This is a genomic window from Kitasatospora sp. NPDC054939 (genome assembly GCF_053610105.1).
The window spans coordinates 1-24,023 of sequence record NZ_JBSGXP010000105.1 but is presented as its reverse complement, the minus strand read 5'-3'; the positions used below and the strand labels follow the sequence as shown (position 1 = coordinate 24,023).

The following is a 24,023-nucleotide window of genomic DNA, read 5'->3' as shown; positions in this document are numbered from 1 at the left end:
CCGAGCACATCGTGACGGAAGGCCTTGAGGGATGAGTGAGAGCAGCCTGCGCGTGGTCTGGGTCTACCCGGACCTGCTCAGCACCTACGGCGACCGGGGCAACGCCCTGGTCGTGGAGCGCCGGGCCCGCCAGCGCGGCCTGGGCGTGACCCGGATCGACGTCCGCTCCGACCAGGCGGTGCCCACCAGCGGCGACATCTACCTGATCGGCGGCGGCGAGGACCGCCCGCAGCGGCTCGCCGCCGAGCGGCTGCGCGCCGACACCGGCCTGGTCCGGGCCGCCGAGAACGGCGCGATCATCTTCGCGGTCTGCGCCGGCTACCAGATCCTCGGCCACGAGTTCGTCAACGACCTCGGCGAGCGGGAGCCCGGCCTCGGCCTGCTGGACGTCTGGACCACCCGCGGCGAGGGCGCCCGCTGCGTCGGCGACGTGCTCGCCGACGTCGACCCGCAGCTCGGCCTGCCGCAGCTGACCGGGTTCGAGAACCACCAGGGCGTCACCCACCTCGGCCAGGGCGTCAAGCCGCTGGCCCGGGTCGCCGTCGGCCGGGGCAACGGCACCGGCGACGGCACCGAGGGCGCCTTCCGCGACACCGTCTTCGGCACCTACCTGCACGGCCCCGTCATGGCCCGCAACCCCGCGGTCGCGGACATGCTCCTCAAGCTGGCGCTGGACGTCAACGCCCTGCCGCCGGCCGACACCACCTGGTACGACGCGCTGCGCGCCGAACGCATCGCGGCAACTTCGCGCCCCGCGTAGGTCGCCGCCGCCCGCCGCCGGGTGCCCGCCATGCGGGCACCCGGTCCGCGGAACGGCGAAGACGTACGACAATGGGGCTGCCGGCTGCACACCCTCCTCGGCAGCAGGCTGCACTTCCGCGCGGGGGCGCCGACGGCGCCGCTCCCGCGTCGGCTCCTGCCCGGCCGGACGCAGGAGCCGTATCCTCGACTGCACGGCCTGTCTCGGGTGCCCCGCCCTCTGGGCCCCTCCCGCGGCCGGTCCCTTCACCCCGCGGCCATCTGCCCGCCACCTCGGCGCGGCGGCGGGCCGCTACGGTGCGGTGTCGTCACAGCCTGGTAGTCCGGCCGATCCTCGGTTCTGCTCGGGAGTTGCAAAGCAATGCGTATTGGAGTGCTGACCAGCGGCGGTGACTGCCCCGGCCTGAACGCGGTGATCCGCTCCGTGGTCCACCGGGGGGTGGTCGACCACGGCGACGAGATCATCGGGTTCGAGGACGGCTGGCGCGGTTTCCTGGAGGGCGTGCACCGCCCCCTGACCCTGGACTCGGTGAGCGGCATCCTCGCCCAGGGCGGCACCATCCTCGGCTCCTCGCGGGTCCAGCCGAGCCACCTGCGGGACGGCGTCGAGCGCGCCAAGCGCTACTGCGCCGACCTCGGCCTGGACGCGGTCATCCCGATCGGCGGCGAGGGCACCCTGAAGGCCGCCAAGCTGATGAGCGACGCGGGCCTGCCGATCGTCGGCGTGCCGAAGACCATCGACAACGACATCGCCGCCACCGACGTGACCTTCGGCTTCGACACCGCCGTCTCGGTCGCCACCGAGGCCCTGGACCGGCTGAAGACCACCGCCGAGTCGCACCAGCGGGTCATGGTCGTCGAGGTCATGGGCCGGCACACCGGCTGGATCGCGCTCAACGCGGGCATGGCGGCCGGCGCGCACGCCATCGTCGTCCCCGAGCGGCCGTTCCACATCGACAAGCTCACCGCCGTCGTCCGCGAGCGCTTCGACCGGCAGAAGAAGTTCGCGATCGTGGTGTGCGCCGAGGGCGCCAAGCCCGAGCCCGGCACCATGCACTGGGAGGAGGGCACCAAGGACATCTACGGCCACGAGCGCTTCACCGGCATCGCCACCCAGCTCTCCCGCGAGCTGGAGCACCGGCTCGGCAAGGAGGCCCGCCCGGTGATCCTCGGCCACACCCAGCGCGGCGGCACCCCGACCGCGTACGACCGGGTGCTGGCCACCCGCTTCGGCTGGCACGCCGTCGAGGCCGTCCACAAGGGCGCCTTCGGCCACATCACCGCGCTGCAGGGCACCAACATCAACCTGGTGCCGCTGGCCGACGCGGTCGCCGAGCTGAAGACCGTGCCGCAGGACCGCTACCTGGAGGCCGAGACGGTCCTCTGACCGCCGCCCGCCGTCGGCGTGTTCGGCGGTGCTCCCGGCGTGTTCGGCCGTGCTCCTCAGAAGCCGGTGTCGTAGGTGTACTGGGCGCTGTGGTCGAGGAGGTCGGCCGGGGTGACGTTGTTCCACGGCTTCATGGTCTCGTTCAGGTCGACCACGTTGGCGGTGCCCGCGGTGGGCAGGTAGCCGGACGAGGGGTGGCGCTTCTGCCACTCCGACCAGAGCTTGTCGATGAAACAGTGGTGCAGCCAGAACACCGGATCGTTGGGCGACATCCCGGTCATCATGTGGCCGCCGACCCAGACGTGCACCCGGTTGTGCAGGTTGGCGCCGCGCCAGCCCTCCAGGTTGTTGCGGAAGCCGTCCGAGGAGCTGTTCCACGGCGCGGCGTCGTAGGTGGTGATCGCCAGCACGCCGTCGGCGTCGGATCGGCTCGGCAGCTGGGCCACCGACGTGCCCAGGGAGCGGCGCAGGTACTGGCGGCTGTCCGGGCGCACCGTCAGCGTCCAGTTGCCGGAGGAGTAGGCGAACGGGCCGGTGGTGACCTGGCCGTCGCTGCTGCGGCCGTTGCCGCCCATGAAGTCCGCGCCCCAGATGGTGGCACTGGCCGAGCGGTCGGCCGTCCAGTCCCAGTACGGGAGGTTCACGGTCGGGTCGATCGCCTGGAGCGCCTGCTCGAACTGGAGCAGGAACTTGCGGTGCCAGGGCAGGAAGGACGGCGAACGGTGACCGACCCGCTCGCCGTTGTCGGTGTCGCTGATGATGAACGTGTTGTGGGTGCTGACGAAGGAGTCGTAGCCGCCGTTGCGCTTGAGCGCGAGCACGGCGTTGACGAAGGCGCGCTTCTCCTGGGCCGTCAGGGTCGCCTGGTTCTTGCGGACTGCCATGAGTCCCCCCTCGGTGGTGATGGTGGTCGCGGTGGTGTGTGCGTGGTGGTGCGGGGCACGGGTGGTGCGGCGCGCGCGGTGGCGCGGTGCGCGGTGATGTGCGCGAGGTGGCGCGGTACGCGGGTGGCGCGTGGCGCGTGGCGCGGGTGGTGCGGGGCCGGACCCGAGGTCAGGCGGTGGTGATCGGGACGAGCTCCGCCCCCTGGAGCTCGTTGACGGCCGCGCGGGCGAGCGCGCGGGGCGTCGGGTAGGTCTGGTAGTGGTTGACGACGCTGATCCAGGTGCCGTCGGCGTTGCGCATCATGTGCAGTTCCTCGCCGTCGATCCGCACCTGGTAGCCGGTGCCCCCGCCGCTACCGGTGGTGCCGTGGTGGTGGCCGCCGGCGCCCGGCTCGTCGGCGCCGACCGGGCGGCCCTGGATCCGGCGGCCCCGGAAGACCTCGTCGAAGGTGTCGGAGGCTCCCGGATCGGCGGCGGTGGCCGACTTCCCGGTCGGCCCGGCGACGCCGAGCACGACGGTGCCGGCCGCGGCGGTGAGCGCGACGGCGGCCCCCTGGAGCATCCGTCGGCGCGTCAGCTCCGAGGCATGGGTGAGTTCGGACATGGTGATACCCCCTTGGACGCCCGCGGAGAGTTGGGGCGTCGTTCATGAACGCTTGCAGGAACGTTAATCCGAGGCGAATTCATGATCGCTCTCGATATTTCGATGCTTTCAGGGCGTCTATGCCTGCGGAACAGCCGATCGGCGGGGGTGGCCTTGGTTGGGCTTCGATCCAGCCAAACCGAGACGACGATGTCCGATAGTCGGACAGAAGGATCTGCGGCGTCCTTACTGAGTGATCATCAGAAGCGCAGGGATCTTCACGTTACGTACACAGCCCGCCGAAGATCCTCCCCCTGAGCTCCCCATGTGCCCTCCCCGCCCGAATCGCCAGGATGGCGCGATGCGGCAGGTGATCCCGGCCACTAGCGTGGCCGGAAGCGCAGTGGCGCGACGCGTGCGGGCCCGACGCGGACCGGTTCGGCCCGCGCGGCCGCTGCCGGCGCGATGCTCCCCCGTGCGACGGGCGGCACGGCGCGCACCACCGGAACGACCGGAGCACCGACTCGACCACGACCGAAGGGACCAGCCGATGGAGATCCTCGCGTACGGGGTGCAGGCCGACGAACGCCCGCTGCTGGAGAAGGCCGTCACCGGCCGGCACGAGCTCCGCTGCCTGGACGTCTTCCTCAACCGCGACACCGCACCGCTCGCCGCCGGCTACACCGCCGTCAGCAGCAGCGTCAACGCGGTGCTCGACACCGAGACGCTCACCCTGCTCGCCGAGGGCGGCACCAAGCTGATCGCCCAGCGCTCCACCGGCTTCAACAACATCGACCTGGAGGCCGCCGCCGAACTCGGCCTCACCGTGGCCCGGGTCTCCCACTACAGCCCGTACTCCGTCGCCGAGCACGCCTGGACGCTCGCCCTCGCCCTCAACCGCCGGCTCAACCGCGCGGCCAACCGCACCCGCGAGTTCGACTTCCGCCTGGACGGGCTGCTCGGCCGCGACATCCACGGCATGACCGTCGGCGTCCTCGGCACCGGCAAGATCGGCGAGTGCTTCGCCCGGATCGCCCAGGGCTTCGGCACCCGGCTGCTCGGCTGGGACATCGCACCCAACCCGGCCTGCCTCGACCTCGGCATGGAGTACGTCGACCGGGACGAGCTCCTCGCCGCCTCGGACCTCGTCAGCCTCCACGTACCGCTCGTACCCGCCACCCACCACCTGATCGACGCCGCGGCGCTCGCCCTGATGAAGGACGACGCCATCCTGATCAACTCCAGCCGGGGCGGACTCGTCGACAGCGCCGCCCTGGTCGAGACCCTCCGCACGGGCCGGCTCTCGGGCGTCGGCCTGGACGTGTACGAGGAGGAGACCGGCGTCTTCTTCACCGACCGCTCCATCCGCGGCGTCACCGACGACGTCCTCGCGCGCCTGGTCACCTTCCCCCAGGTACTGGTCACCTCCCACCAGGCGTACTTCACCGCCACCGCGGTCGGCCAGATCATCGAGGCCACCGTCCGCAACGTCGACGACTTCGCCGCCGGCCGCACCAGCGAGAACACCCTCGTCCCGCGACCCGCGTGAACCGGCCCAGCTCGGACCTGCCCGGCTCGGACCTGTCCGTCCCCGCTCCTGCCGCGCCCCGGCCCGGCCTCGGCTCCGCCCCGGCTCCAGGGTGCGCCCGATCAGCACGTCCGCCGGTCCGCGCCTGCCGGTTCGCGGCCCACTGCGCGTCCCCGTCCGCCGGTGCACATCCGTTCGACGACGTACGGGCGGGCCGGGAGGGGGCGCCCGAGGGGCCCGGTTAAGGCCCGCCTAGTCTGTAGGTCCAAGCAAAACGGACGAACCGGGCCCGGTCAGGGGCCGCGCGGATGGAAAGCAGGACCCGCCGATGGGCGACGGAATGTCAGGGATGCACCACCACGGTGGGATGACACAGCTGGGCCCGTTCTCCTTCTCCTCGGTGTGGACCTGGTCGCCGGACTGGGTGTTCCTGATCGGCAGCCTGGTCGCGCTCGGCCTGTACGTGGCGGGGGCCGTCCGGCTGCACCGGCGCGGGGACCGCTGGCCGATCGGCCGCACCGTCGCCTGGGCCGCGGGCACCGGCTCGGTGATCCTGGTCACCTGCACCGGGCTCAACGACTACGGCATGGTGCTGTTCAGCGCGCACATGATGCAGCACATGGTGCTGTCGATGCTGTCGCCGATCCTGCTGCTTCTCGGCGCCCCGATCACCCTGGCACTGCGCGCGCTGCGCCCGACCGGCAAGGGCCGTCCGCGCGGACCGCGCGAGCTGCTCGTGGCGCTGCTGCACAGCACCTACGTGCGGGTGATCTCGCACCCGGCGTTCACCATCCCGCTGTTCATCGCGAGCCTGTACGGCGTCTACTTCACCCCCCTGTTCGACTTCCTGATGGCGTACCGCCTCGGGCACATCTTCATGATGGTCCACTTCCTCGCCACCGGTCTGGCGTTCTTCTGGCCGATCATGGGCGTCGACCCGGGCCCGCACCGGCCCGGCCACGTCATGCGGATCATCGAGCTGTTCATGGGGATGCCGTTCCACGCCTTCTTCGGCGTGGCCGTCATGATGGCCGGCAGCCCGCTGGTCACGACCTTCACCCAGGAGGGCGCACCCCCCGGTACCGACCTGCTGGCGGACCAGAAGGTCGCCGGCGGGATCACCTGGGCGTTCGGCGAGATCCCGACCGCGATCGTGCTGATCGCCCTGGTGTACCAGTGGATGGGCTCCGAGCAGCGCCAGGCCCGCCGCCGCGACCGCGCCGAGGACCGCAGCGGTGACGCCGAGCTGGCCGCGTACAACGCCTACCTGGCCTCGCTCGACAAGCGCAGCCAGCGGCCGGCTCCGGCAGCCGACGCCGGCTGACCGCACCTCCTCTCCCCCGGGCACCCCCGGTTCGTCGCTCACGGAACCCCCGTCCCCCTCAGGGCGGGGGTTCCGCCGTTCCCACTGCCTCCACCGGGGCCGCCCGGCCCGCCGGCCCGCGCCGATCCGTCCGGGCGCGCGGATCCGTCCGGCCGCGCTCAGGCTCGCTGTTCCGCCCCGGCCTGGCGGGCGAGGCCGGCCACCAGGATGTCCAGGCCGAACTCGAACCGCTCGTCACCCACGCTGCGGGTGAGCGCGCCCGCCATGCTGCTGAACACCGGGTAGCGGTCCGCCGGAATGCTCTCGAAGAAGGCCCGGACCCCCTCGGTGTACGTCTGCGACTGCTCCTCCGAGACGCCGCGCCGGGAGCTCTCCTCGACGGTCGTCGCCGTGACGTAGAGCGAGAGCAGGTCCACCCCGTACGCGGCCGTCTGGTCGTCCAGGCCGCCGGCCCGCAGGACGGCGAGCATGCACTCGGCCGAGTCCAGCGCGTTGGGCGTGACGGGCACGTTGGACTCCATGGCGGCCCTGGCGATGTCGCCGTGGCCGCCGATGACGGACCGGGCGCGGCGCAGTATCCGTTTGATCTGCTCCTCCCATGCGGTCGGGTCGGGCTCCTCCAGTTCGATCTCGCCGTAGACCACGTCGAGGACCTGCTCGATCAGCTCCTCCTTGTTGCTGACATGGGCGTACAGGCTGGCCGCGCCGGTGCCCAGCTCCTGGCCCACCCGGCGCATGCTCAGCGCGTCCAGGCCCTCGGTGTCGACGATCATCAGCGCCGCCTCGACGATCCGGTCGCGCGTCAGCGGGCGCCGTTTGGGCGCGGACGGCCCCACTTCCTTCCAGGGGCCCGGCCAGCTCGGGCGCGGGGCTGCATGGGTCATGGGGGACTCCTCGGGTCTCGGCGACACTGCCACATTACCGCTTGACACGAACAGCGTTCCATGACAGAACACTGTTCGTCGAGAAAAACAGCGTTCGTTCACTCGAACGGCGTTCACCTTCCCGAGGGGGACCTCATGACGCACCCGACCGCACCGCCTCCGCCGCCCACCACCTCCCCGACTCCCGGATCCCGGCCGCCCGCGCCCCCGGCTCCCGGATCCCGGTCCTCCGGGCCCGCGGCTGCGTCCGCCGCTGGTGGAGCCGCGGACGCCACGGCCCGCGGCTACCGCTACCGCTGGCTCGCCCTGGGCGTGATCCTCGCCGCCGAGGTCATGGACCTCCTGGACGCGACGATCGTCGGCGTCGCCTCCCCCGTGATCCAGCGCGAGCTGGGCGGGAGCGAGTCGCAGATCCAGTGGATCTCCGCCGCCTACACGCTCGCCTTCGCCGTCCTGCTGATCACCGGCGCCCGGCTCGGCGACCTGCTCGGCCGCAAGCGGCTGTTCATCACCGGGGCCGCGGGCTTCACGGCCGCCTCGGTGCTCTGCGCCACCGCCACCGGCCCCGGCCTGCTGATCGGCGCGCGTACGCTTCAGGGCCTGTTCGGCGCGCTGCTGATCCCGCAGGGCCTCGGCCTGATCAAGGCCATGTTCCCGCCGAAGGAGGTGGGCGCGGCCTTCGGTCTCTTCGGCCCGGTCCTCGGCCTCTCCTCGGTGCTCGGCCCGACGCTCGGCGGCTACCTCACCGACGCCGACTGGTTCGGCACCGGCTGGCGCATGATCTTCCTGATCAACGTCCCGGTCGGGATCGCCACCGTCGTCGCGGCGAGCCGCCTCCTGCCCACCGACCGCACCGCCCGGGCGGCCGGGGCCGGCCGCCTCGACCCGGTCGGGGTCCTGCTGCTCAGCGCCGCCGTCCTGCTGCTGGTCCACCCGCTGGTGCAGGGCCGCGAACTCGGCTGGCCGCTCTGGACGTACCTCGCCATGGCCTGCTCGCCGCCGGTGCTCTGGCTGTTCACCCGGCACCAGCGGCTGGTGCTGCACCGCGGCGGCACCCCGCTGATCGAGCCCTCGATCCTCGGCCGACGCGCCTTCACCTCGGCGCTCGCCACCGGGGTGGTCTTCTTCGCCGCGATGTCCGGCCTGATGCTGACCTTCACCCTCTACCTCCAGCTCGGCCTCGGCTGGAGCCCGCTGCACTCCGGGCTGACGCTGATCCCGTTCTCGATCGGCATCGTCATCGGCGCCGTGCTCTCCGGCGCCGTCCTGGGCCGCAGGTACGGGCGCAGCGTGCTGCAGGCGGGGATGGTCGTGGCCGCCCTCGGAACGCTCGGCCTCTGGGCGAGCATCGCGCACTGGTCGTCCGGCCTGAGCAGTTGGGTGCTGATCCCCGCCCTGGTCGTCACCGGCTTCGGGCTCGGCCTGATCATGGCCCCGTTCTTCGACATAGCCCTCGCCGGGGTGGAGGAGTCCGAGAGCGGCTCCGCCTCCGGCGTCCTCAACGCGGTGCAGCAGTTGGGCGGTTCGATCGGGGTCGCGGTGCTCGGCACGGCCTACTTCGGGTGGGCGGCGTCCGACGGGGCGCGGTCGGCCGCAGGCTGGACCCTCGGGCTCACCGCTGCGGCCCTGGCCCTCGCGTTCGCGGTCGCCTTCCTGCTGCCGCGCCGGGCCCGCCCGGAGGAGGAGGGCCACTGAGCCCGCCCGTCGCGACCGGCGCACCCGGCGGGTCCTCGGCCCGCCGGGGTCCGCGGGCCTCCCGGTCGTCCCGGTACCGCCCGGGCGGCACCCCGTACTCGCGCTTGAAGGCGGCGGTGAGCGCCGACTCCGAGCCGTACCCGACCCGGACCGCCACCGCGCCGAGCGGCAGGTCCGAGTCACGGAGCCAGCCGGCCGCCAGCACCATCCGCCACCAGGTCAGGTACGCCAGCGGCGGTCGCCCGACCAGGGTGGTGAAGCGCCGGGCGAAGGCGGCACGGGAGAGGCCGGCCCCGGCGGCCAGGCCGGCCACCGTCCAGGCCCGGGCCGGTGCCCGGTGGAGGGCCAGCAGGGCCGCACCGACCGCCGGGTCGGTGAGCGCCGCGGCCCACCCGTCGGCGCCGTCCTCGGCACCCCGGGTCTCGAACCACTCCCGGAGGACGAGCAGCAGAAGGGTGTCCAGCAGTGCCGGTACGAGGAGGTCGACGCCGAGCCCGGGGCCGGCCAGCTCGGCCGCGAGCAGGTCGACGACGGACCGGATACCGGCGGCGTGCTGCCCCGGCCGGTCGGGAAGGCGGAGGACGTCCGGCAGGTCCCGGAGCAGCGGGTGGGCCCGGGCGCCATCCAACTGGTAGGCGCCGCACAGGGTGACGGTCGTCGGGAGCCGTCCGTCCGACCGGGGCAGGCCCGCCCCGGGGGCGGCGTAGCGCTGCTCGTGGCCGCTGTCGGCCCTCGGCTCGCAGGAGGCCGCGGCGAGTGGGCTCGCGGGGTGGTCGGCCAGGGCGTAGCCGTCGCCGCGCGACAGGTAGAGCACATCGCCGGCGCCGAGTGCCAGCGGGTCACTGCCGTCCCGCAGCAGCCAGCACGCACCCTGCAGGACCACCGTGAACCCGCCGCCGCCGGGAGCCGGGAGGAAGCGCCGGCCCCAGGGCGCGTACCACTCGGTCCGGGCGGCGCGGGGCTCGCCGGTCCGCAGGGCGGACACCACGTCGCTGAGCACGTCCATGGCTCGCCACCGTACCGGTCACCGGCGGGCGGTCGCCGGTCACCTGCCACCCGTCGCCCGGCCCCGGGCCCGGGCCACCGGCGACCGGCGACCGGCGACCGGCGACCGGCGAGACGATCGCGCAAGGGGGCGAGACAGTGGCGCATGGGTCGTCCCGGTCGGGCGATCTACGGTGATCGACAAGGGAGTTCACGGAGCACCGGGAGGGGCGGGAACGATGAAGGTACTGGTCGTGGGTGCGTCGGGCACGGTCGGACGGCAGGTCACCGCGCAGTTGGCCGCCGAGGGGGTGGAGGTGGTGGCGCTCGGCCGCAGGCCACCGGGCGGCGCGCCGGCGTCCGGGGTCCGGCCGGTGCAGGGGGACCTCACCGATGCCGCGTCGCTCGCCGCGGCGGCGCGCGGCGTCGACGCGGTGTTCCTGTCGTGGCCGCTGCCCACCGCCGACGGGGCCGCCGCGGCGGTGGCCGCGCTGACGGCACGGGCGACGGCGGTCGTGCAGCTGTCCTCGGCCGCCGTCCGGGACGTACCCGGCCGGGGTCCGGAGTCACCGGGCCGGCCCGACGCCGCGATCGAGGCGCTGGTCGCGGCGACCGGGGTCCGGCACACGGCGCTGCGCCCCGGCGGGTTCATGGCCAACACCCTGCGGTGGGCGGGCGAGTTGCGCGGGAGCGGCACCGTCCGCGGGTTCGGCGGCGGGGCGGGCCTGGCCCTGATCGACGAGCGCGACATCGCAGCGGTGGCGGTCCGGGCGCTGCTGGAGGAGCGCCACCACGGCGCCCGGTACGCCCTGACCGGCCCGGCCGCACCCACGCAGGCCGAGCAGGTCCGGCTGATCGGCCGCGTCGTCGGCCGACGGTTCCGGTGGGAGGAGGTCTCCCGCGCGGAGGCACACACCGCTCTGCTCGGCGCGGGCTGGCCGCCGTCCGTGGTCGCGGGCGCCCTCGACCACCTCGCCGCCAGGATCGACGCCCCCGAGGAGGTGACCGATACCGTCGAGGCCGTCACGGGTTCCCCGGCCCGCCCGTTGGAGGAGTGGCTCGCCGACCGCGCGGACCGGTTCCGCTGAGCCGGGTCGCCGTGTCCCCGTCGGCTCCGGTGTCGGCCGGGGGCCGGCCTCGCCGGCACGCGTCCGGTGTCAGGCTCGGGCCGCGCCCCGGCCGAGGGCCCCGGCGGCGATGCGGCTCCGCAGCGCATCGGCGTCGGCGACGAACCAGAGCTGGCTGCCGCGGTTGCTCTCGTCGACGAACTCGCGCAGGGCCGTACCGGTCTGCGTGTACCGGCTGATGTCGCCCACGACGGCGAGGCCCAACCGGTAGTTGGCGAACTTCTGCACGATGTCCCCGGCGACGCGGGTGCGCAGCCGGAAGAAGTCCTCGCCGAACCGCGCCACGGGCACGGCCACCCACTGCGCGCCGTGGTAGCCCGCATCGCCGATGAGGTCGAGCGCGCCCCGTTCGTCGCGCACCGGCTCGCCGTCGGCGGTGAGGAACAGCACGTTCACCCCGTGGACGTCCTCCAGCAGCGCCGGGGCCCCTGCGTCCCCTGCGTCCCCTGCGTCCCCTACGTCCCCTGTCGGCGGTCCCACCGGGTCGGTCATGTCGGTCTCCTGGGTCATTCCGGTCCTTCTCCCTCGATCAGGGCGTCGACCAGCCGCAGCAGTTCGGCGGTGTCGGCCGGGCTGCCGAGGAGGATGAGCTTGAGGCTCTCGCGCTCCTCGTCCCGTACGGTCTCGATCCGCAGCTGCCGGCCGTCCCAGGGGCGTCCGGAGGTGGCCGCGGTGAGCGTGTTGAGCACGCGGACCGCTGCGGCGCGGTCGATCCGGTCAATCTGCACGATGGTCGTCGCCTCGGCGTACGGCCGGGGCCGCGGTGCCGCGGGTTCGCTGGTGGCGCCGGTCAGGGCGTCGAGGTCCTGGCGGGCGATCCGGTACTGCTTGCCGATCCGGGTCGCCTTCAGTCGGCCGTCCCGGACGTACCCGCGGACGGTCCGGACGTGCAGCCCGAGCAGTTCGGCAACCTGTTCGACGGAGTAGTACTGGCTCGGCGTCGCCATCTCTTCACTCCCCAACCTTCCCCATCACTCCCCACATGCTACTCGACAGGGAGCGATAGGGAAGCCGATCGAGGCGCCACCCCTCGGCGCGGGGATCCGCGACGGGGACGCCGACGGCGACAACGGGACGCGCTCCCGGCGCGTCAAGAGCGCGTGAGAGCACCTGTCCGAATAGTCAACGCAGCGTCAGGGAAGGTGCACAGCAAGGGTGTTGGGGGCTAGCGTCGATACTGTTCCCCGCCTGGGTCAACGAGGATCCGGCAGCAGCTCCACCACCCAGGAGTCCGCAGGATGGCCTCTCTCCCCGAGCACGCCGAACCTCCCGAGCACAGCAAGCACACCGGGCACGCCCAGCCCGCCACGCCCGACGGGCCCACCACACCCGCCCAGATCACCACATTCGCCCGGCCGGCAATCGCGCCCGCCGGTCGCACCGTCTGGCACGTCCCCGTCGCCGCCCGCCCCTTCCTGCGGCTTCGCTTCTTCCGGCTCCGGGACGGCCGCAGGTGCGCGGTCGGCTTCAGCTCCCCCGACGCCCTCGTCTCGCTGCTGGGCCCCGGTCACCCCTCCGTCCCACTGTCCGAGCAGGCGCTCCGGCGACTCGCCGCGCCGGTCGGTGTGGACGTGCTCGTGCTGGACCCCGGTCTGATCGCGCCGCCCGTCGCTGCCGCCCCGGTCGCTCCCGCCGTCCAGTTCCAGCACGGCTGACGCCATGGGCGAAGCCCCCCGTCCCGACGCCGTGCTGCGGCTGGTGCCCACCCACCCGCGCGCCGCTCACCCGCGCCCGGCCCACCCGCTGCGCCCGCTCCCCCACCCCGACCACCCCGACCACCCCGACCGGCCCACCGCCCTGTCCGCCCCCGGTCTCCCCAGCCCCGCGACGGCCCGGACCGTCCCCGCCCTGGCGGTCCCTGCTCAGCCGGCCGCTCCCCCGACGCCGGCTCCCCAGGCGGTCCCGTCGCAAGCACCCCCCGTCGAGCCCCGACCGTTGCGCGCGCAGGCCCGGATCAGCTTCGGTCCCGCACCGCTCGACTTCCACCGGCTGGCGGCCGAGTTCCCCGCCATCCAGAGCGGGCTGACCCTCGTGGGCGATGCCGATCTGGAGATCCAACTCGCCTGCACCGGGCCGCAGGAGCTCCGCCGCATCACCACCGAGCTGATCCGTGCGGGCGCCGCACACGTACAGGTCGAGCTCGTCCTGCGGGCCCTCACCCGGGAACCCTGCCCCGACCACCGCCCGCCCGGCGGGTGGGAGGCGCCATGAGGCCCGGGCCGCCACCGGACCGGCGGCGACACCGCAGGACCGGGGACACCACAGGACCGGGGCCACCCCGAGACCGGGCCACCACCGTTCGGGATCGCCGGGGGATCAGTACCTCCCTGAGATCAGCACCGCCCTGCGACAAGCACCCTCCCTGAGATCCGGGCCGCCATGATGGTGGTTCCCTGGCGAACGAGGAGAGGCGGCGGCGTGGAGCAGTTGTCGTATGCGGACGTGGTGGCGGCGACCGAGCGGATCGCCGGGCGGGTGCGGCCGGTCGCCGTGGCACCGGGCGACGACGGGGCGGGCAGGCTCTGGCTGGCGCTGGAGTACCTGCAGCACACCGGCAGTTTCAAGGCCCGCGGTGCGCAGAACTTCCTCCGTGCGCACGCCGCGGCGGGCACCCTGCCGGAGGCGGGCGTGGTGATCGCGTCGGGCGGGAACGCGGGGCTGGCCTGCGCCTGGGCGGCCCGGGAACTGGGGGTGCGCGCGACGGTGTACCTCCCGGAGACGGCGCCCGCCGTCAAGCTGGCCCGGCTGCGGGCGTACGGGGCGCAGGTGCGGCCGTCGGGCACCGAGTACGCGCAGGCGCTGGACGCCGCTACGGAGTTCGCGGCGGCGAGCGGTGCGCTGGCGGTGCACGCGTACGACGATCCGTTGATCGCCGCGGGTGCGGGCACGCTGCTGGAGGAGTTGGTCGAGCGGGTGCCGGGGCTGGAGCGGGTGGTGGTGTCGGTCGGCGGTGGCGGGTTGTTCGCGGGGGTGGCGACGGCGGCGCAGCGACACGGGATCGAGGTGGTCGCGGTGGAGCCGGAGCACTGCCGGGCGTTGAACGCGGCTCTGGAGCACGGGGGTCCGGTGGACGTGCCGGTGTCCTCGGTGGCCTCCGATGCGCTGGGGGCCCGTCGGGCGACGGCGTTGGCGGTGCGGGTTGCCGGAGGGCCGGGGGTGCGGTCGGTGCTGGTGCCGGACAGGGCGATCGTGCGGGCGCGACGGCAGCTGTGGGACGAGCGGCGGATCGCGGTGGAGCACGCCGCCGCGACGGCCCTCGCCGCGCTGGCGGACGATCGCAGCGGTGCGCGGACCGCGGTGGTCCTCTGCGGGGCGAACACCGATCCGTCCGACCTGGTCGGGGCAGCCACCGAACCGCCCGCGCCCGCCACCACCGCAACCAGTTCGACAACCTGAGCACCCATCACCCCCACCCCCGCCGCCGGGCGACACCGCTGACACGGCTCTTCCCGGGGCCGTGCCGCGGTCAGCCGATGCCCTGACGGTCCGGGAGCAGGGCGAAGCCGCGGAGTTCCGGGTCGGTCACCTGTTCGGCCACCGCCCGGTCCAGCAGTTGGCGCTGGGCGAGCAGTTCGGGCCGGCGGTGGTCGGGGGTGATCCGCAGCAGGTCGTCGAGGGCGGCGGCGAGGCGGCGGGTGACCTGGGGGTGGCCGGCGCCGCAGTGGCGGATCTCGGTGAAGGCCAGGTCGACCACGCACTGCCAGTCCGGCACCGGTTCGACCAGCCGGACCGTGCCGGACCGGTCGCGGAAGTGCAGGTCGCCGAAGCTCTCGTGGACGAGCATCGCGAGCAGTTGGTGGATCCGGTCGATGGCCTGGACGGCGGTGGTGGGGTCGTTGACGGCCGGGGAGAGTGCCCGGATCGCGATGTCGACGAGCTGGCGGAAGCCGAACGCGAGGTCCTGGTGCATGGTGCGGTCGACGCCGACGTTGAGCGCCGACGCGATCCTCCGCGGTCGCGGCGGCCGGTCCCCGGCGACCAGGACGATCGGGGTGCCGGGGGCGATGAAGTCGCCGATCCGCGGCACCAGGTGGAAGACCGCGTCGTGCCGGCGCGCGATCCGCACCAGGCGGCCGATGTTGACGTCCCGCAGGACGCCGGAGCGGCCTTCGTGGAGCAGGGTGTGGACCTGGTCGGGGGCGGTGTGCGGGTGCGGCTCGGGGGTGATCAGCCGGTACTGGCCGATGACGGCGACGGACTCGCTGGTGACCCGGTCGATCACGTGCGGGACCCGGAGCAGCCGCATCGTCGCCTGCACGTACAGGACGAACAGTGCGAGGCTCAGCAGGACGAGCAGGACGGCGACCAGCCCGGAGAAGACCGGGACGGAGGTGACCTCGGTGGGGTCGGTGGAGTCGTCGTAGCTGAGCTGCACCAGGAGGGCGAAGAGGAAGGTGGCCAGGCAGACCGAGAAGGTGGCCTTGGTGAGCCGGCTGCGGACGTAGAGCCGCAGGACCCGCGGGCTGAACTGGCTGGCGGCCATCTGCAGGGCGACCAGCGAGATGGAGAAGACCACGGCGATGAACGTGAGCATCGCCGAACTGACCGTCGACACCACGCTCTTGGCCGCTCCGGTGAAGCGCATCAGCTCGTCGGCGGAGCCGGTCTCGGCGACGCTGGCGGAGACGGCGGCCTCGTCCAGCCAGGCGGTCAGCACGGAGAGCACGACGGCGCCGATGCAGGTCAGCAGCGGGGCGAACCAGAACGACTCGCGCAGGTGCTCGCGCAGCGGGGAGAGCGGACGGTAGCGGACCGGCCGGTTCGGGCGGCCGGGGTGGCGGTCTGGCATCGCCCCAGGCTAGGCCGGGGACGCCACGGTCCCGGGCACGCCACGCAGCATCCGCCACCCCACACCCCGCACCCCGCACCCCGCACCCCGCCACGCCCGACACGCCAACCCCCACACGCCGCACCCGCCACGCACCGCCAAGCCACCCCACCCCACCCCACGCCGACGGGCGGACCCGCCGCAGCGGGCCCGCCCGTCGCCGTACCGCGCGGTGGCCGTCAGCGCAGGCGCAGCACCGTGCTCAGCGCAGCGCCGACGGCGGCCTCCGGGTCGTCCGCGGCACCTTCGGAGCGCCAGGCGACGAAGCCGTCGGGGCGGACCAGCACCGCGCCGTCGGGCCGGATGCCGTGCAGGGAGGCGAAGTCGGTGCCGGGTTCGGGGGCGAGGTCGTCGTCCGGGCCGTCGCCGATCCGGAAGGCGTCGAGCGGTACGGCCAGCCGGTCGGCGGCCCGGCGGGCGCCCTGGTGCCAGGCGGCGCCCTCGGGGCCGGTGAGCAGCACCATCGCCTGCTCGTACAGGTCGAGGGAGGAGAGGCGGACGCCGGCGCGCAGCAGCCACTGGTGGGGGGCGCGGCTGCCGGGTTCGCCGGAGGACTCGAACTGCTCGGGCACCACGGGTGCGGCGGGGTCGGTGCCGGCGACCGCGCCGACGGGGTAGCGGTAGCCGAGGGCGACGGCGAGGACGCCCGCCTGTCGGCCGACGCCGGGGACGACGGCGTAGCCGGGGTGGCTGTGTTCGGCGGAGCGGGCGGAGGCGCGGCGGCCGGTGACCTCGGCGACCGGGCGGCGCTCCTCGCCGTAGGTATCGAGCAGGCCGGGGCCGGCCCAGCCGCAGAGGACGGCGGCGAGCTTCCAGGCGAGGTTGTGGGCGTCCTGGATGCCGGTGTTGGAGCCGAAGGCGCCGGTGGGCGACATCTCGTGGGCGGAGTCGCCGGCGAGGAAGACCCGGCCGGCGGAGTAGCGGTCGGCGACCCGTTCGGCGGCGTGCCAGGGGGCCTTTCCGGTGACCTCGATCTCCAGGTCGGGGATGCCGACGGCGGTGCGGATGTGCTTGGTGCAGCGCTCGTCGGTGAACGCCTCCAGCGGTTCGCCGTGCTCGGGGTGCCAGGGGGCGTGGAAGACCCACTCCTCGTGGTTGTCGACCGGGAGGAGGGCGCCGTCCGCGTCGGGGTTGGTCAGGTAGCAGGCGATGAAGTGCCGGTCGCCGACCGCTTCGGCGAGCCGCTTGGCGCGGAAGGTGATGGAGACGTTGTGGAACAGTTCGCCCTTGCCGTCCTGGCCGATGCCGAGGCGTTCGCGGGCGGGGCTGCGGGGGCCGTCGGCGGCGATCAGGTACTGGGCTCGGACGGTGCGCTGCTCGCCGGTCTCGCGGCTGCGCAGCAGGGCGGTCACTCCGTCGGCGTCCTGTTCGAAGGAGACGAGTTCGGTGGAGAACCGCAGGTCGCCGCCGAGTTCGCGGGCGGCGCGCAGGAGGACGGGCTCCAGGTCGTTCTGGCTGCACAGGCACCAGGAGGAGGGGCTGAACCGGGCGAGGCGTCCGCCGGGGTCGATCTCCCGGAAGAGCCACTCCTGCTCCTCGCCGGTGAGCGAGGGGGCCTGGAGGATGCCGTGGTTCGCGGCGAGGACGGAGGCGGCCTCGCGGATCGCGGGTTCGATCCCGGCGGTCCGGTAGAGCTCCATCGTCCGGACGTTGTTGCCTCGGCCGCGCGGGTGATGCGAGGTGTCGGCGTGCTTCTCGACCAGCAGGTGTCTGACACCCAGTCGGCCCAGGAAGAGGGAGGCCGACAAGCCGACCAGCGAGCCGCCCACGATCAGGACCGGTACCCGGTCGTCAACCTTCGGATTCATCAATTGCTCCAGCCTGTAGGGGAATCCGCGGCCCGGCTGCGGGGCTCGGTGCCGCCCTCGGCGGGGCCGGCGCGCTCGGCGGCCCCGCTCTTGCATCCCCCGTCGGGGGCCTCTTGTGCCGCCTCTTCGCTCGGATGGACCGCATATCTCGCGCCGCTCGTGGCCGCACCGCACGATCGACCTCAGGTCTGGGGCCGACCGCCCGGACCGACCGCCACCGCACCCGCCCCTCCGCCCGTCCGCTCCCCGGGACCCCGCAGGCGCCCTTCCGGCTCCCGCGGACCGCCCCCGGGGCCGGACGGATCCCGGACGGCGCGGCCCAGAAGCAGAAAGTGGATCATGACGACTCTGTCCGAACCGCAGGCGAAGCAGCGCGCCGAATCCGAGACCCGGCTCCGCGTGGTACTGATGCTGGAGATCCAGGACGGCGCCCAGCAGCGCTTCCTCGACGTGTACGAGCAGCTGCGCCACCAGGTGGCGTCGGTGCCCGGCCACGTCAGCGATCAGCTGTGCCAGTCGATCAACGACCCGCGGCAGTGGCTGATCACCAGCGAGTGGGAGGACCAGGAGACCTTCCTGGAGTGGGTGGACAGCCCGGCGCACCGCGAGATGGTCAAGCCGATGCACGGCTGTGTGAGCGACAGCTTCCGTTCGCTGCGCTACTCGATCCTGCGGGAGACCTCGGCGGCGGGTGCCACCGGGACCCGCAACCCGGTGGAGGTGCCGCCGGGCGCGCCGCGTTCCGCGCCGGCCGGGCACGCCGGTCCGCCGCAGGTGCGGCCCGGCCCGGACGGGGTGGTCCGGCACGCCCTGACGTTCACCGTGAAGCCGGGCAGTGAGCCGGAGGTGGCGCGGATCCTGGCGGGGTACGCCTCGCCGAAGGCCGAGGTCGACGACCGGACGCGGCTGCAGCGGACCTCGCTGTTCATGCACGGCAACCGGGTGGTCCGGGCGGTCGAGGTGGTCGGCAACCTCGGGGACGCGCTGCGCCACGTGGCGATGCAGCCCGAGGTGCGGGCGGTGGAGGAGGCGATCAACCCGTACCTGGAGGAGGACCGCCAGCTGGGCGACCCGGAGGCCGCGCGGGCGTTCTTCGCCCGGGCCGCGCTGCCGGCCGACCACCAGGCGATCTCCGGGACCCCGGCCGGCGGCAAGCTGCACCGGCACGCCGTGCTGTACCCGGTGCGTCCGGGCAAGGGCAAGGCGGTGACGGCGCTGCTGGCGGCGCACGACGAGCTGGCGTCCGCCGATCCGACCGGGCCGATCTCCTCGTCGGTGGTGTTCCACCGCGACGACGTGGTGGTGCGCGTGGTCGACCTGCGGGTGCCGGCCGAGGCGGTGCCGGCGGAGGCCCTGGGTGTGGCGGGCGAGCGCGAGGCCGCCGTGCTGGGCCGGCTGCTGGACCTCGGTGCGGAGGGCGACCTGCGGACCGTCGCCGGCCTCTCCGCCTTCCTCGCCAACCGTTCGATGAACCCCGTCACCGACCGCCGCTCGTCCGGCAGCTGACGTTCCGCGCCCCACACCCCTGACTCGGAGGAGAAACCATGTCCACGCAGTACCCACGCATCGTGCACGTCGACGAGGCACCCGAGAACCGCCGCCGCGGCGGTGACCTGCGGGCGATGCTCACCCCCACCACCTGCGGCGCCACCAGCGGTTTCATGGGGCTGGCGATCGTGCAGCCGGGTGAGCGGATCGGCGAGCACTACCACCCGTACTCCGAGGAGTTCGTCTTCGTGGTGTGCGGCGACCTGGAGGTCGACCTGGACGGGGTGACCCGGCCGATCAAGCCCAATCAGGGGTTGATGATCCCGCTGAACATGCGCCACCGGTTCCGCAACGTCGGCGACACCGAGGCCCGGATGGTGTTCCACCTGGGCCCGCTGGCGCCGCGTCCGGAGCTGGGCCACGTCGACACCGAGGAGACCGTGACCTCGGGTCCGCCGGAACCCGCCAAGGTGGCCTCGTGACCCGGCGGGTGGCGATCACCGGGATCGGCGTGGTCGCTCCCGGCGGCGTGGGCGTCCCGGCGTTCTGGCGGCTGCTGACCTCCGGTCGCACCGCGACCCGGGGGATCACGCTGTTCGACCCGACGGGGTTCCGCTCGCGGATCGCCGCCGAGTGCGACTTCGACCCGGCCGCCCACGGCCTCGGCCCCGAGGAGGTCCAACGGGCGGACCGCTATGTGCAGTTCGCGATGGTGGCGACTGCCGAGGCGGTTGCCGACGCGGGGCTGGACCTGGCGGCGGAGGACCCGTGGCGGGTGGCGGTCTCGCTCGGCACGGCGGTCGGCGGGACGACCCGGCTGGAGCACGACTACGCGCTGGTCAGCGCCGGCGGGGCCCGCTGGGACGTCGACCCGCGGCGGGCCGAGCCGCAGCTGCACCGGGCGTTCGCACCGTCCACGCTGGCCTCCGCGGTCGCCGAGCAGACCGGCGCCCGCGGCCCGGTGCAGACCGTCTCCACCGGCTGCACCTCCGGCCTGGACGCGATCGGCTACGCCTTCCAGACGGTCGAGGAGGGGCGCGCCGACGTCTGCATCGCCGGCGCCTCGGACTCGCCGATCTCGCCGATCACGGTGGCCTGCTTCGACGCGATCAAGGCGACCAGCGAGCGCAACGACGACCCGGAGCACGCCTCCCGCCCCTTCGACGCCCACCGGGACGGCTTCGTGCTCGGCGAGGGCGGCGCCGTCCTGGTGCTGGAGGAGCTGGAGCACGCCCGGCGGCGCGGCGCCCGGATCTACGGCGAGATCGGCGGTTTCGCGACCTTCGGCAACGCCTACCACATGACCGGCCTCACCCAGGAGGGGCTGGAGATGTCGCGGGCGATCGACACCGCCCTCGACCACGCCCGGGTGGACCGCACCGCGATCGACTACGTCAACGCGCACGGCTCGGGCACCAAGCAGAACGACCGGCACGAGACCGCCGCCGTCAAGCGCTCGCTCGGCGACCACGCGTACCGGACGCCGATGAGTTCGATCAAGTCGATGGTCGGGCACTCGCTCGGCGCGATCGGGGCGATCGAGGTGGTCGCGTGCACCCTCGCGCTGGCCCACGGCGTGGTCCCGCCGACCGCCAACTACGAGACGCCGGACACGGAGTGCGATCTCGACTACGTGCCGCGCACGGCGCGGGAGAAGCCGCTGCGCAACGTCCTGTCGGTCGGCAGCGGTTTCGGCGGCTTCCAGTCCGCCGTCGTGCTCAGCAGAACGGGGTGAATCCATGACGTCACGTCAGAACGGCCGCCGGGCGGCGGTCACCGGCCTCGGCGTGGTGGCGCCGAACGGCGTCGGGTCCGACGCCTTCTGGAAGGCCACCAGGCAGGGCGTGAGCGTCCTCGACCGGATATCGCGCGAGGGCTGCGAGGCCATGCCGCTGCGCATCGCCGGCCAGGTACGGGACTTCGCGCCGCAGGACGCGATCGACAGCCGCTACCTTGTGCAGACCGACCGCTTCACGCACTACGCGATGGCGGCGGCCGACCTGGCGGTGGCGGACGCCGGGTTCACGCCCGACCCGCAGTCTCCGTACGCGGTGGGCGTGGTGACCGCGGCGGGCTCCGGCGGCGGCGAGTTCGGCCAGCGGGAGCTGCAGCAGCTCTGGGGCCACGGGCCGCAGTTCGTCGGCCCGTACCAGTCGATCGCCTGGTTCTACGCCGCCAGCACCGGCCAGATCTCCATCCGGGGCGGCTACAAGGGCCCGTGCGGGGTGGTCGCCAGCGACGAGGCGGGCGGTCTGGACGCGCTCGCGCACGCCGGCCGCTCGATCGCCCGCGGCACCGACGCGGTGGTGGTCGGCGCCGCCGAGGCCCCGCTGGCGCCGTACTCGATGGTCTGCCAGCTCGGCTACCCCGAGCTGAGCCTGGCCGAGGACCCCGCCCGCGCCTACCTGCCGTTCTCGCCCGACGCGAACGGCTTCGCCCCCGCCGAGGGCGGGGCGATGCTGCTCCTGGAGGACGAGGACGGCGCCCGGCGGCGCGGTGCGCGGGTCCGGGCCGTGCTGGCCGGGCACGGCGCCACCTTCACCGGCGCCTCCCGCTGGGAGGAGTCCCGCCAGGGCCTGGCGCACGCGATCAGGACCGCCCTGGACCAGGCCCGCTGCGCGCCCGAGGAGGTCGACGTGGTCTTCGCCGACGCCCTGGGCGTGCCGGCGGCGGACCGCGCCGAGGCCCTGGCGATCGCCGACGCGCTCGGCCCGTACGCCGAACGCGTCCCGGTGACCGCGCCCAAGGCCGGCACCGGCCGGGCGTACTGCGGCGCGCCGATGCTCGACGTGGCCGCCGCCGTCCTGGCGATGGAGGACGGCATCGTCCCGCCGACCCCCAATGTCACCGAGGTCGCCCACGACCTCGCCCTGGTGACCGGCCGGGCCCGCCCGGCCGAGCTGCGCACCGCGCTGGTGCTCAGCCGGGGGCTGATGGGCTCCAACTCGGCGCTGGTGCTCCGGCGCGACGAGCGGCCCTGACCCCCGCCCCACACTGGAACGATTAGGAGAACGCCCGTGAGCAACAACCTCAGCCATTCCGAACTCGCCGCGCTGATCCAGGCCCGGGCCGGGGTCGCCATCGACCCGATCGACCTGGAGCGCCCCGGGGCGAGCTTCGACGACTTCGGGGTGGACTCCCTCGGCCTGCTCGGGGTCGTCGGCGAGCTGGAGAACCGGCACGGACTGAAGATCACCTCGGGTGCGGAGTCCTCCCGCACCCCGGCCGAGTTCCTGGAACTGGTCAACTCCTCCCTCACCGCGAAGGCCGGTGCCTGACATGCCCGGACACACCGACAACGAGATCGTCATCGCCGCGCCGCTCGACCTGGTCTGGGAGATCACCAACGACCTGGAGAACTGGCCGCAGCTGTTCAGCGAGTACGCCTCGGTCGAGGTCCTGCAGCGGGACGGCGACCGCGTCCGCTTCCGGCTCACCATGCACCCCGACGAGAACGGCCAGGTCTGGAGCTGGGTCTCCGAGCGGACCACCGACCGCGCCTCGCTCGCGGTGAACGCCCGGCGGGTCGAACCCGGCCCGTTCGAGTTCATGGAGATCCGCTGGGAGTACTCCGAGGTCCCGGCCGGCACCCGGATGCGCTGGGTGCAGGACTTCGCGATGAAGCCCACCGCCCCGGTCGACGACGAGGGCATGGTCAACCACATCAACCGCAACTCCCGGATCCAGCTGCAGCTGATCCGCGAGAAGGTCGAGAAGAAGGCCGCGGAGCTGTGACCGGCATGCACCGCGCACTGATCGTCGCCCGGATGAAACCGGACGCCGCCGAGGGCATCGCCGACGTGTTCGCCGAGTCCGACCGCGGCGAACTGCCGCACCTGATCGGCGTCACCGGCCGCAGCCTGTTCCAGTTCGGCGACGTCTACCTGCACCTGATCGAGGCCGACCGGCCGCCCGGCCCGGCCGTCGCCCAGGTCGCCGACCACCCCGAGTTCCGGCAGATCAGCGACCGGCTGACCGCCTACGTCCAGGCGTACGACCCGGCCACCTGGCGGGGGCCCAAGGACGCGATGGCCCGCGAGTTCTACCGCTGGGAACGCGCCGGCCTGAACTGACCCCGCAGCTCCCATGGGACCGCCCCCGGCTCAGGCCGGGGGCGGTCCCATGCCGTCGTGCGGCCGACGCGCCGGACGGTCCCCCCGACGGCTGACGCCGCGTCCGCCGAATGCACCCGGACGCCCGCGGCAGCCGGGTGAACACGTCCGCGAGTCCACCCGAAGGGCGTACCGCACGGCCCGCCCGTGGCAGCCTCCGGTGGCAGGAGCCGCCGCGCTGGATGACGGTGGATCAGGCGCACCTGCGAGTCCCCTCGCCGACGACCCGTCGGCACCCGCGGGCCGCGCCGGAAGGAAGAACCCCATGCGATCTGCACGCACCCTGCTCGCCGGAGCCGCCGTCGCCGCCGCCCTGACCGTCGGCGCCCCCGCCGCGTACGCCGACGGCGGTGCCGATACCGGCCGCAACCTCACCTGGGAGGAGAAGCAGGAGAAGGCCTCCGGCGCCGAGGGCCAGAAGACCTGGGAGGAGAAGCAGGGCAAGGGCGGCTCCGAGGAGGAGCACAAGGCCCCCAAGGGCGGCGTGCACACCGGTGGCGGCGGCCTGGCGGTCTCCGGCGGCGGCGTGGCCTCCGGCGCGGTCCTGCTGCTCGGCGGCATCGGGGTCGGCGCGTACGCGCTGCGCCGCAACCGCAGGGCGGTCGGCGCGGCGCTCTGATCCGGCGCCGCTC

General features: G+C 73.6%; 24 protein-coding genes and 1 pseudogene. 17 read left to right on the top strand and 8 right to left on the bottom strand.

The annotated features are described in order from the left end of the window. The first annotated feature begins 31 nt into the window (after nt 1-31). Nucleotides 32-760: a type 1 glutamine amidotransferase gene (locus tag ACWGB8_RS26290; protein WP_452216064.1), complete on the top strand. Its 729-nt coding sequence runs from the start codon at nt 32-34 to the stop codon at nt 758-760. 360 nt (nt 761-1,120) lie between these two features. Beyond that, the gene (locus tag ACWGB8_RS26285) at nt 1,121-2,146 is read left to right on the top strand and encodes a 6-phosphofructokinase (RefSeq protein ID WP_452216063.1); all 1,026 of its coding nucleotides are present in this window, start codon (nt 1,121-1,123) and stop codon (nt 2,144-2,146) included. Between the two features lie 56 nt (nt 2,147-2,202). Here ACWGB8_RS26285 and melC2 read toward each other — a convergent pair whose 3' ends face one another. Together melC2 and melC1 are read right to left on the bottom strand one after the other, a co-directional pair. Next, nucleotides 2,203-3,030 carry a tyrosinase MelC2 gene (melC2, locus tag ACWGB8_RS26280; RefSeq protein WP_452216062.1) on the bottom strand — a complete coding sequence of 276 codons (828 nt, stop codon included), beginning with the start codon at nt 3,028-3,030 and terminating at the stop codon, nt 2,203-2,205. A gap of 169 nt (nt 3,031-3,199) precedes the next feature. Next, a complete protein-coding gene (gene melC1 / locus ACWGB8_RS26275) occupies nt 3,200-3,634 on the bottom strand; it encodes an apotyrosinase chaperone MelC1 (protein ID WP_452216061.1) in 435 nt (144 codons plus the stop codon). A 529-nt stretch (nt 3,635-4,163) separates the two neighbouring features. Between melC1 and ACWGB8_RS26270 the strand changes: the two genes are divergently transcribed. Together ACWGB8_RS26270 and ACWGB8_RS26265 are read left to right on the top strand one after the other, a co-directional pair. Beyond that, nucleotides 4,164-5,162, top strand: a complete 999-nt coding sequence (locus ACWGB8_RS26270; RefSeq protein ID WP_452216060.1) for a 2-hydroxyacid dehydrogenase — start codon at nt 4,164-4,166, stop codon at nt 5,160-5,162. Between the two features lie 328 nt (nt 5,163-5,490). Beyond that, nucleotides 5,491-6,465 (top strand): cytochrome c oxidase assembly protein, encoded by a 975-nt coding sequence (locus ACWGB8_RS26265; RefSeq protein WP_452216059.1) that lies wholly within the window; start codon nt 5,491-5,493, stop codon nt 6,463-6,465. Between the two features lie 158 nt (nt 6,466-6,623). Here the strand turns inward: ACWGB8_RS26265 and ACWGB8_RS26260 are convergent, their stop codons facing one another. Then, the gene (locus tag ACWGB8_RS26260; RefSeq protein ID WP_452216058.1) at nt 6,624-7,349 is read right to left on the bottom strand and encodes a TetR/AcrR family transcriptional regulator; all 726 of its coding nucleotides are present in this window, start codon (nt 7,347-7,349) and stop codon (nt 6,624-6,626) included. Nucleotides 7,350-7,484: 135 nt separating this feature from the next. Here ACWGB8_RS26260 and ACWGB8_RS26255 point away from each other — a divergent pair, with 135 nt between their 5' ends. After that, complete coding sequence (locus ACWGB8_RS26255; protein ID WP_452216057.1) at nt 7,485-9,044, top strand: MFS transporter; 1,560 nt, start codon at nt 7,485-7,487, stop codon at nt 9,042-9,044. A gap of 70 nt (nt 9,045-9,114) precedes the next feature. Here ACWGB8_RS26255 and ACWGB8_RS26250 read toward each other — a convergent pair. Next, a pseudogene (locus ACWGB8_RS26250) lies at nt 9,115-10,050 on the bottom strand (AraC family transcriptional regulator); the annotation flags it as partial. 217 nt (nt 10,051-10,267) lie between these two features. On the opposite strand from ACWGB8_RS26250, the gene ACWGB8_RS26245 reads away from it, so the two are divergent. After that, nucleotides 10,268-11,116, top strand: coding sequence for an NAD(P)H-binding protein (locus ACWGB8_RS26245; RefSeq protein WP_452216056.1), 849 nt, complete (start codon nt 10,268-10,270; stop codon nt 11,114-11,116). A 69-nt stretch (nt 11,117-11,185) separates the two neighbouring features. Here ACWGB8_RS26245 and ACWGB8_RS26240 read toward each other — a convergent pair whose 3' ends face one another. Then, nucleotides 11,186-11,569 (bottom strand): DUF4180 domain-containing protein, encoded by a 384-nt coding sequence (locus ACWGB8_RS26240; protein ID WP_452216070.1) that lies wholly within the window; start codon nt 11,567-11,569, stop codon nt 11,186-11,188. A gap of 92 nt (nt 11,570-11,661) precedes the next feature. After that, nucleotides 11,662-12,102, bottom strand: a complete 441-nt coding sequence (locus tag ACWGB8_RS26235; protein WP_452216055.1) for a helix-turn-helix domain-containing protein — start codon at nt 12,100-12,102, stop codon at nt 11,662-11,664. Between the two features lie 291 nt (nt 12,103-12,393). Here ACWGB8_RS26235 and ACWGB8_RS26230 point away from each other — a divergent pair, with 291 nt between their 5' ends. The 3 genes from ACWGB8_RS26230 to ACWGB8_RS26220 all read left to right on the top strand — a co-directional run bounded on the left by ACWGB8_RS26230 (nt 12,394) and on the right by ACWGB8_RS26220 (nt 14,551). Beyond that, entirely contained in the window at nt 12,394-12,810 is a 417-nt protein-coding gene (locus tag ACWGB8_RS26230) for an SAV_915 family protein (protein WP_452216054.1), read from the top strand. Nucleotides 12,811-12,814: 4 nt separating this feature from the next. Then, the gene (locus tag ACWGB8_RS26225) at nt 12,815-13,366 is read left to right on the top strand and encodes a hypothetical protein (protein ID WP_452216053.1); all 552 of its coding nucleotides are present in this window, start codon (nt 12,815-12,817) and stop codon (nt 13,364-13,366) included. A 207-nt stretch (nt 13,367-13,573) separates the two neighbouring features. Then, a complete protein-coding gene (locus ACWGB8_RS26220; RefSeq protein ID WP_452216052.1) occupies nt 13,574-14,551 on the top strand; it encodes a serine/threonine dehydratase in 978 nt (325 codons plus the stop codon). A gap of 70 nt (nt 14,552-14,621) precedes the next feature. On the opposite strand, the gene ACWGB8_RS26215 is transcribed toward ACWGB8_RS26220, so the two are convergent. Together ACWGB8_RS26215 and ACWGB8_RS26210 are read right to left on the bottom strand one after the other, a co-directional pair. Beyond that, a complete protein-coding gene (locus ACWGB8_RS26215; RefSeq protein WP_452216051.1) occupies nt 14,622-15,944 on the bottom strand; it encodes a DUF2254 domain-containing protein in 1,323 nt (440 codons plus the stop codon). Between the two features lie 218 nt (nt 15,945-16,162). After that, nucleotides 16,163-17,791 (bottom strand): FAD-dependent oxidoreductase, encoded by a 1,629-nt coding sequence (locus ACWGB8_RS26210; RefSeq protein WP_452216050.1) that lies wholly within the window; start codon nt 17,789-17,791, stop codon nt 16,163-16,165. A 339-nt stretch (nt 17,792-18,130) separates the two neighbouring features. Here ACWGB8_RS26210 and ACWGB8_RS26205 point away from each other — a divergent pair, with 339 nt between their 5' ends. The 8 genes from ACWGB8_RS26205 to ACWGB8_RS26170 all read left to right on the top strand — a co-directional run bounded on the left by ACWGB8_RS26205 (nt 18,131) and on the right by ACWGB8_RS26170 (nt 24,010). Next, the gene (locus ACWGB8_RS26205) at nt 18,131-19,297 is read left to right on the top strand and encodes a SchA/CurD-like domain-containing protein (protein WP_452216049.1); all 1,167 of its coding nucleotides are present in this window, start codon (nt 18,131-18,133) and stop codon (nt 19,295-19,297) included. Nucleotides 19,298-19,335: 38 nt separating this feature from the next. Then, a complete protein-coding gene (locus ACWGB8_RS26200) occupies nt 19,336-19,761 on the top strand; it encodes a cupin domain-containing protein (RefSeq protein WP_452216048.1) in 426 nt (141 codons plus the stop codon). After that, entirely contained in the window at nt 19,758-21,014 is a 1,257-nt protein-coding gene (locus tag ACWGB8_RS26195; protein WP_452216047.1) for a beta-ketoacyl-[acyl-carrier-protein] synthase family protein, read from the top strand. Before ACWGB8_RS26200 ends, ACWGB8_RS26195 begins: the two co-directional genes overlap by 4 nt. A gap of 4 nt (nt 21,015-21,018) precedes the next feature. Further along, nucleotides 21,019-22,260: a beta-ketoacyl synthase N-terminal-like domain-containing protein gene (locus ACWGB8_RS26190; protein ID WP_452216046.1), complete on the top strand. Its 1,242-nt coding sequence runs from the start codon at nt 21,019-21,021 to the stop codon at nt 22,258-22,260. Between the two features lie 36 nt (nt 22,261-22,296). Next, nucleotides 22,297-22,557, top strand: coding sequence for an acyl carrier protein (locus ACWGB8_RS26185; RefSeq protein ID WP_452216045.1), 261 nt, complete (start codon nt 22,297-22,299; stop codon nt 22,555-22,557). A gap of 1 nt (nt 22,558) precedes the next feature. Then, on the top strand, nt 22,559-23,014 hold the full coding sequence (locus ACWGB8_RS26180; protein ID WP_452216044.1) for an SRPBCC family protein: 456 nt from the start codon (nt 22,559-22,561) through the stop codon (nt 23,012-23,014). Between the two features lie 5 nt (nt 23,015-23,019). Next, complete coding sequence (locus tag ACWGB8_RS26175) at nt 23,020-23,352, top strand: TcmI family type II polyketide cyclase (RefSeq protein ID WP_452216069.1); 333 nt, start codon at nt 23,020-23,022, stop codon at nt 23,350-23,352. A gap of 304 nt (nt 23,353-23,656) precedes the next feature. Beyond that, nucleotides 23,657-24,010, top strand: a complete 354-nt coding sequence (locus tag ACWGB8_RS26170; RefSeq protein ID WP_452216043.1) for a hypothetical protein — start codon at nt 23,657-23,659, stop codon at nt 24,008-24,010. Nucleotides 24,011-24,023 lie beyond the last annotated feature (13 nt).

Bases quoted from the DNA above. Each gene is read 5' to 3' on its own strand.
- ACWGB8_RS26285 (WP_452216063.1), top strand. From the start codon at position 1,121: ATGCGTATTGGAGTGCTGACCAGCGGCGGTGACTGCCCCGGCCTGAAC.
- ACWGB8_RS26225 (WP_452216053.1), top strand. From the start codon at position 12,815: ATGGGCGAAGCCCCCCGTCCCGACGCCGTGCTGCGGCTGGTGCCCACC.
- ACWGB8_RS26255 (WP_452216057.1), top strand. From the start codon at position 7,485: ATGACGCACCCGACCGCACCGCCTCCGCCGCCCACCACCTCCCCGACT.
- ACWGB8_RS26180 (WP_452216044.1), top strand. From the start codon at position 22,559: ATGCCCGGACACACCGACAACGAGATCGTCATCGCCGCGCCGCTCGAC.
- ACWGB8_RS26170 (WP_452216043.1), top strand. From the start codon at position 23,657: ATGCGATCTGCACGCACCCTGCTCGCCGGAGCCGCCGTCGCCGCCGCC.
- ACWGB8_RS26245 (WP_452216056.1), top strand. From the start codon at position 10,268: ATGAAGGTACTGGTCGTGGGTGCGTCGGGCACGGTCGGACGGCAGGTC.
- ACWGB8_RS26200 (WP_452216048.1), top strand. From the start codon at position 19,336: ATGTCCACGCAGTACCCACGCATCGTGCACGTCGACGAGGCACCCGAG.
- melC2 (WP_452216062.1), bottom strand. From the start codon at position 3,030: ATGGCAGTCCGCAAGAACCAGGCGACCCTGACGGCCCAGGAGAAGCGC.
- ACWGB8_RS26290 (WP_452216064.1), top strand. From the start codon at position 32: ATGAGTGAGAGCAGCCTGCGCGTGGTCTGGGTCTACCCGGACCTGCTC.
- ACWGB8_RS26190 (WP_452216046.1), top strand. From the start codon at position 21,019: ATGACGTCACGTCAGAACGGCCGCCGGGCGGCGGTCACCGGCCTCGGC.
- ACWGB8_RS26265 (WP_452216059.1), top strand. From the start codon at position 5,491: ATGCACCACCACGGTGGGATGACACAGCTGGGCCCGTTCTCCTTCTCC.
- melC1 (WP_452216061.1), bottom strand. From the start codon at position 3,634: ATGTCCGAACTCACCCATGCCTCGGAGCTGACGCGCCGACGGATGCTC.
- ACWGB8_RS26205 (WP_452216049.1), top strand. From the start codon at position 18,131: ATGACGACTCTGTCCGAACCGCAGGCGAAGCAGCGCGCCGAATCCGAG.
- ACWGB8_RS26230 (WP_452216054.1), top strand. From the start codon at position 12,394: ATGGCCTCTCTCCCCGAGCACGCCGAACCTCCCGAGCACAGCAAGCAC.
- ACWGB8_RS26175 (WP_452216069.1), top strand. From the start codon at position 23,020: ATGCACCGCGCACTGATCGTCGCCCGGATGAAACCGGACGCCGCCGAG.
- ACWGB8_RS26270 (WP_452216060.1), top strand. From the start codon at position 4,164: ATGGAGATCCTCGCGTACGGGGTGCAGGCCGACGAACGCCCGCTGCTG.
- ACWGB8_RS26215 (WP_452216051.1), bottom strand. From the start codon at position 15,944: ATGCCAGACCGCCACCCCGGCCGCCCGAACCGGCCGGTCCGCTACCGT.
- ACWGB8_RS26235 (WP_452216055.1), bottom strand. From the start codon at position 12,102: ATGGCGACGCCGAGCCAGTACTACTCCGTCGAACAGGTTGCCGAACTG.
- ACWGB8_RS26210 (WP_452216050.1), bottom strand. From the start codon at position 17,791: ATGAATCCGAAGGTTGACGACCGGGTACCGGTCCTGATCGTGGGCGGC.
- ACWGB8_RS26260 (WP_452216058.1), bottom strand. From the start codon at position 7,349: ATGACCCATGCAGCCCCGCGCCCGAGCTGGCCGGGCCCCTGGAAGGAA.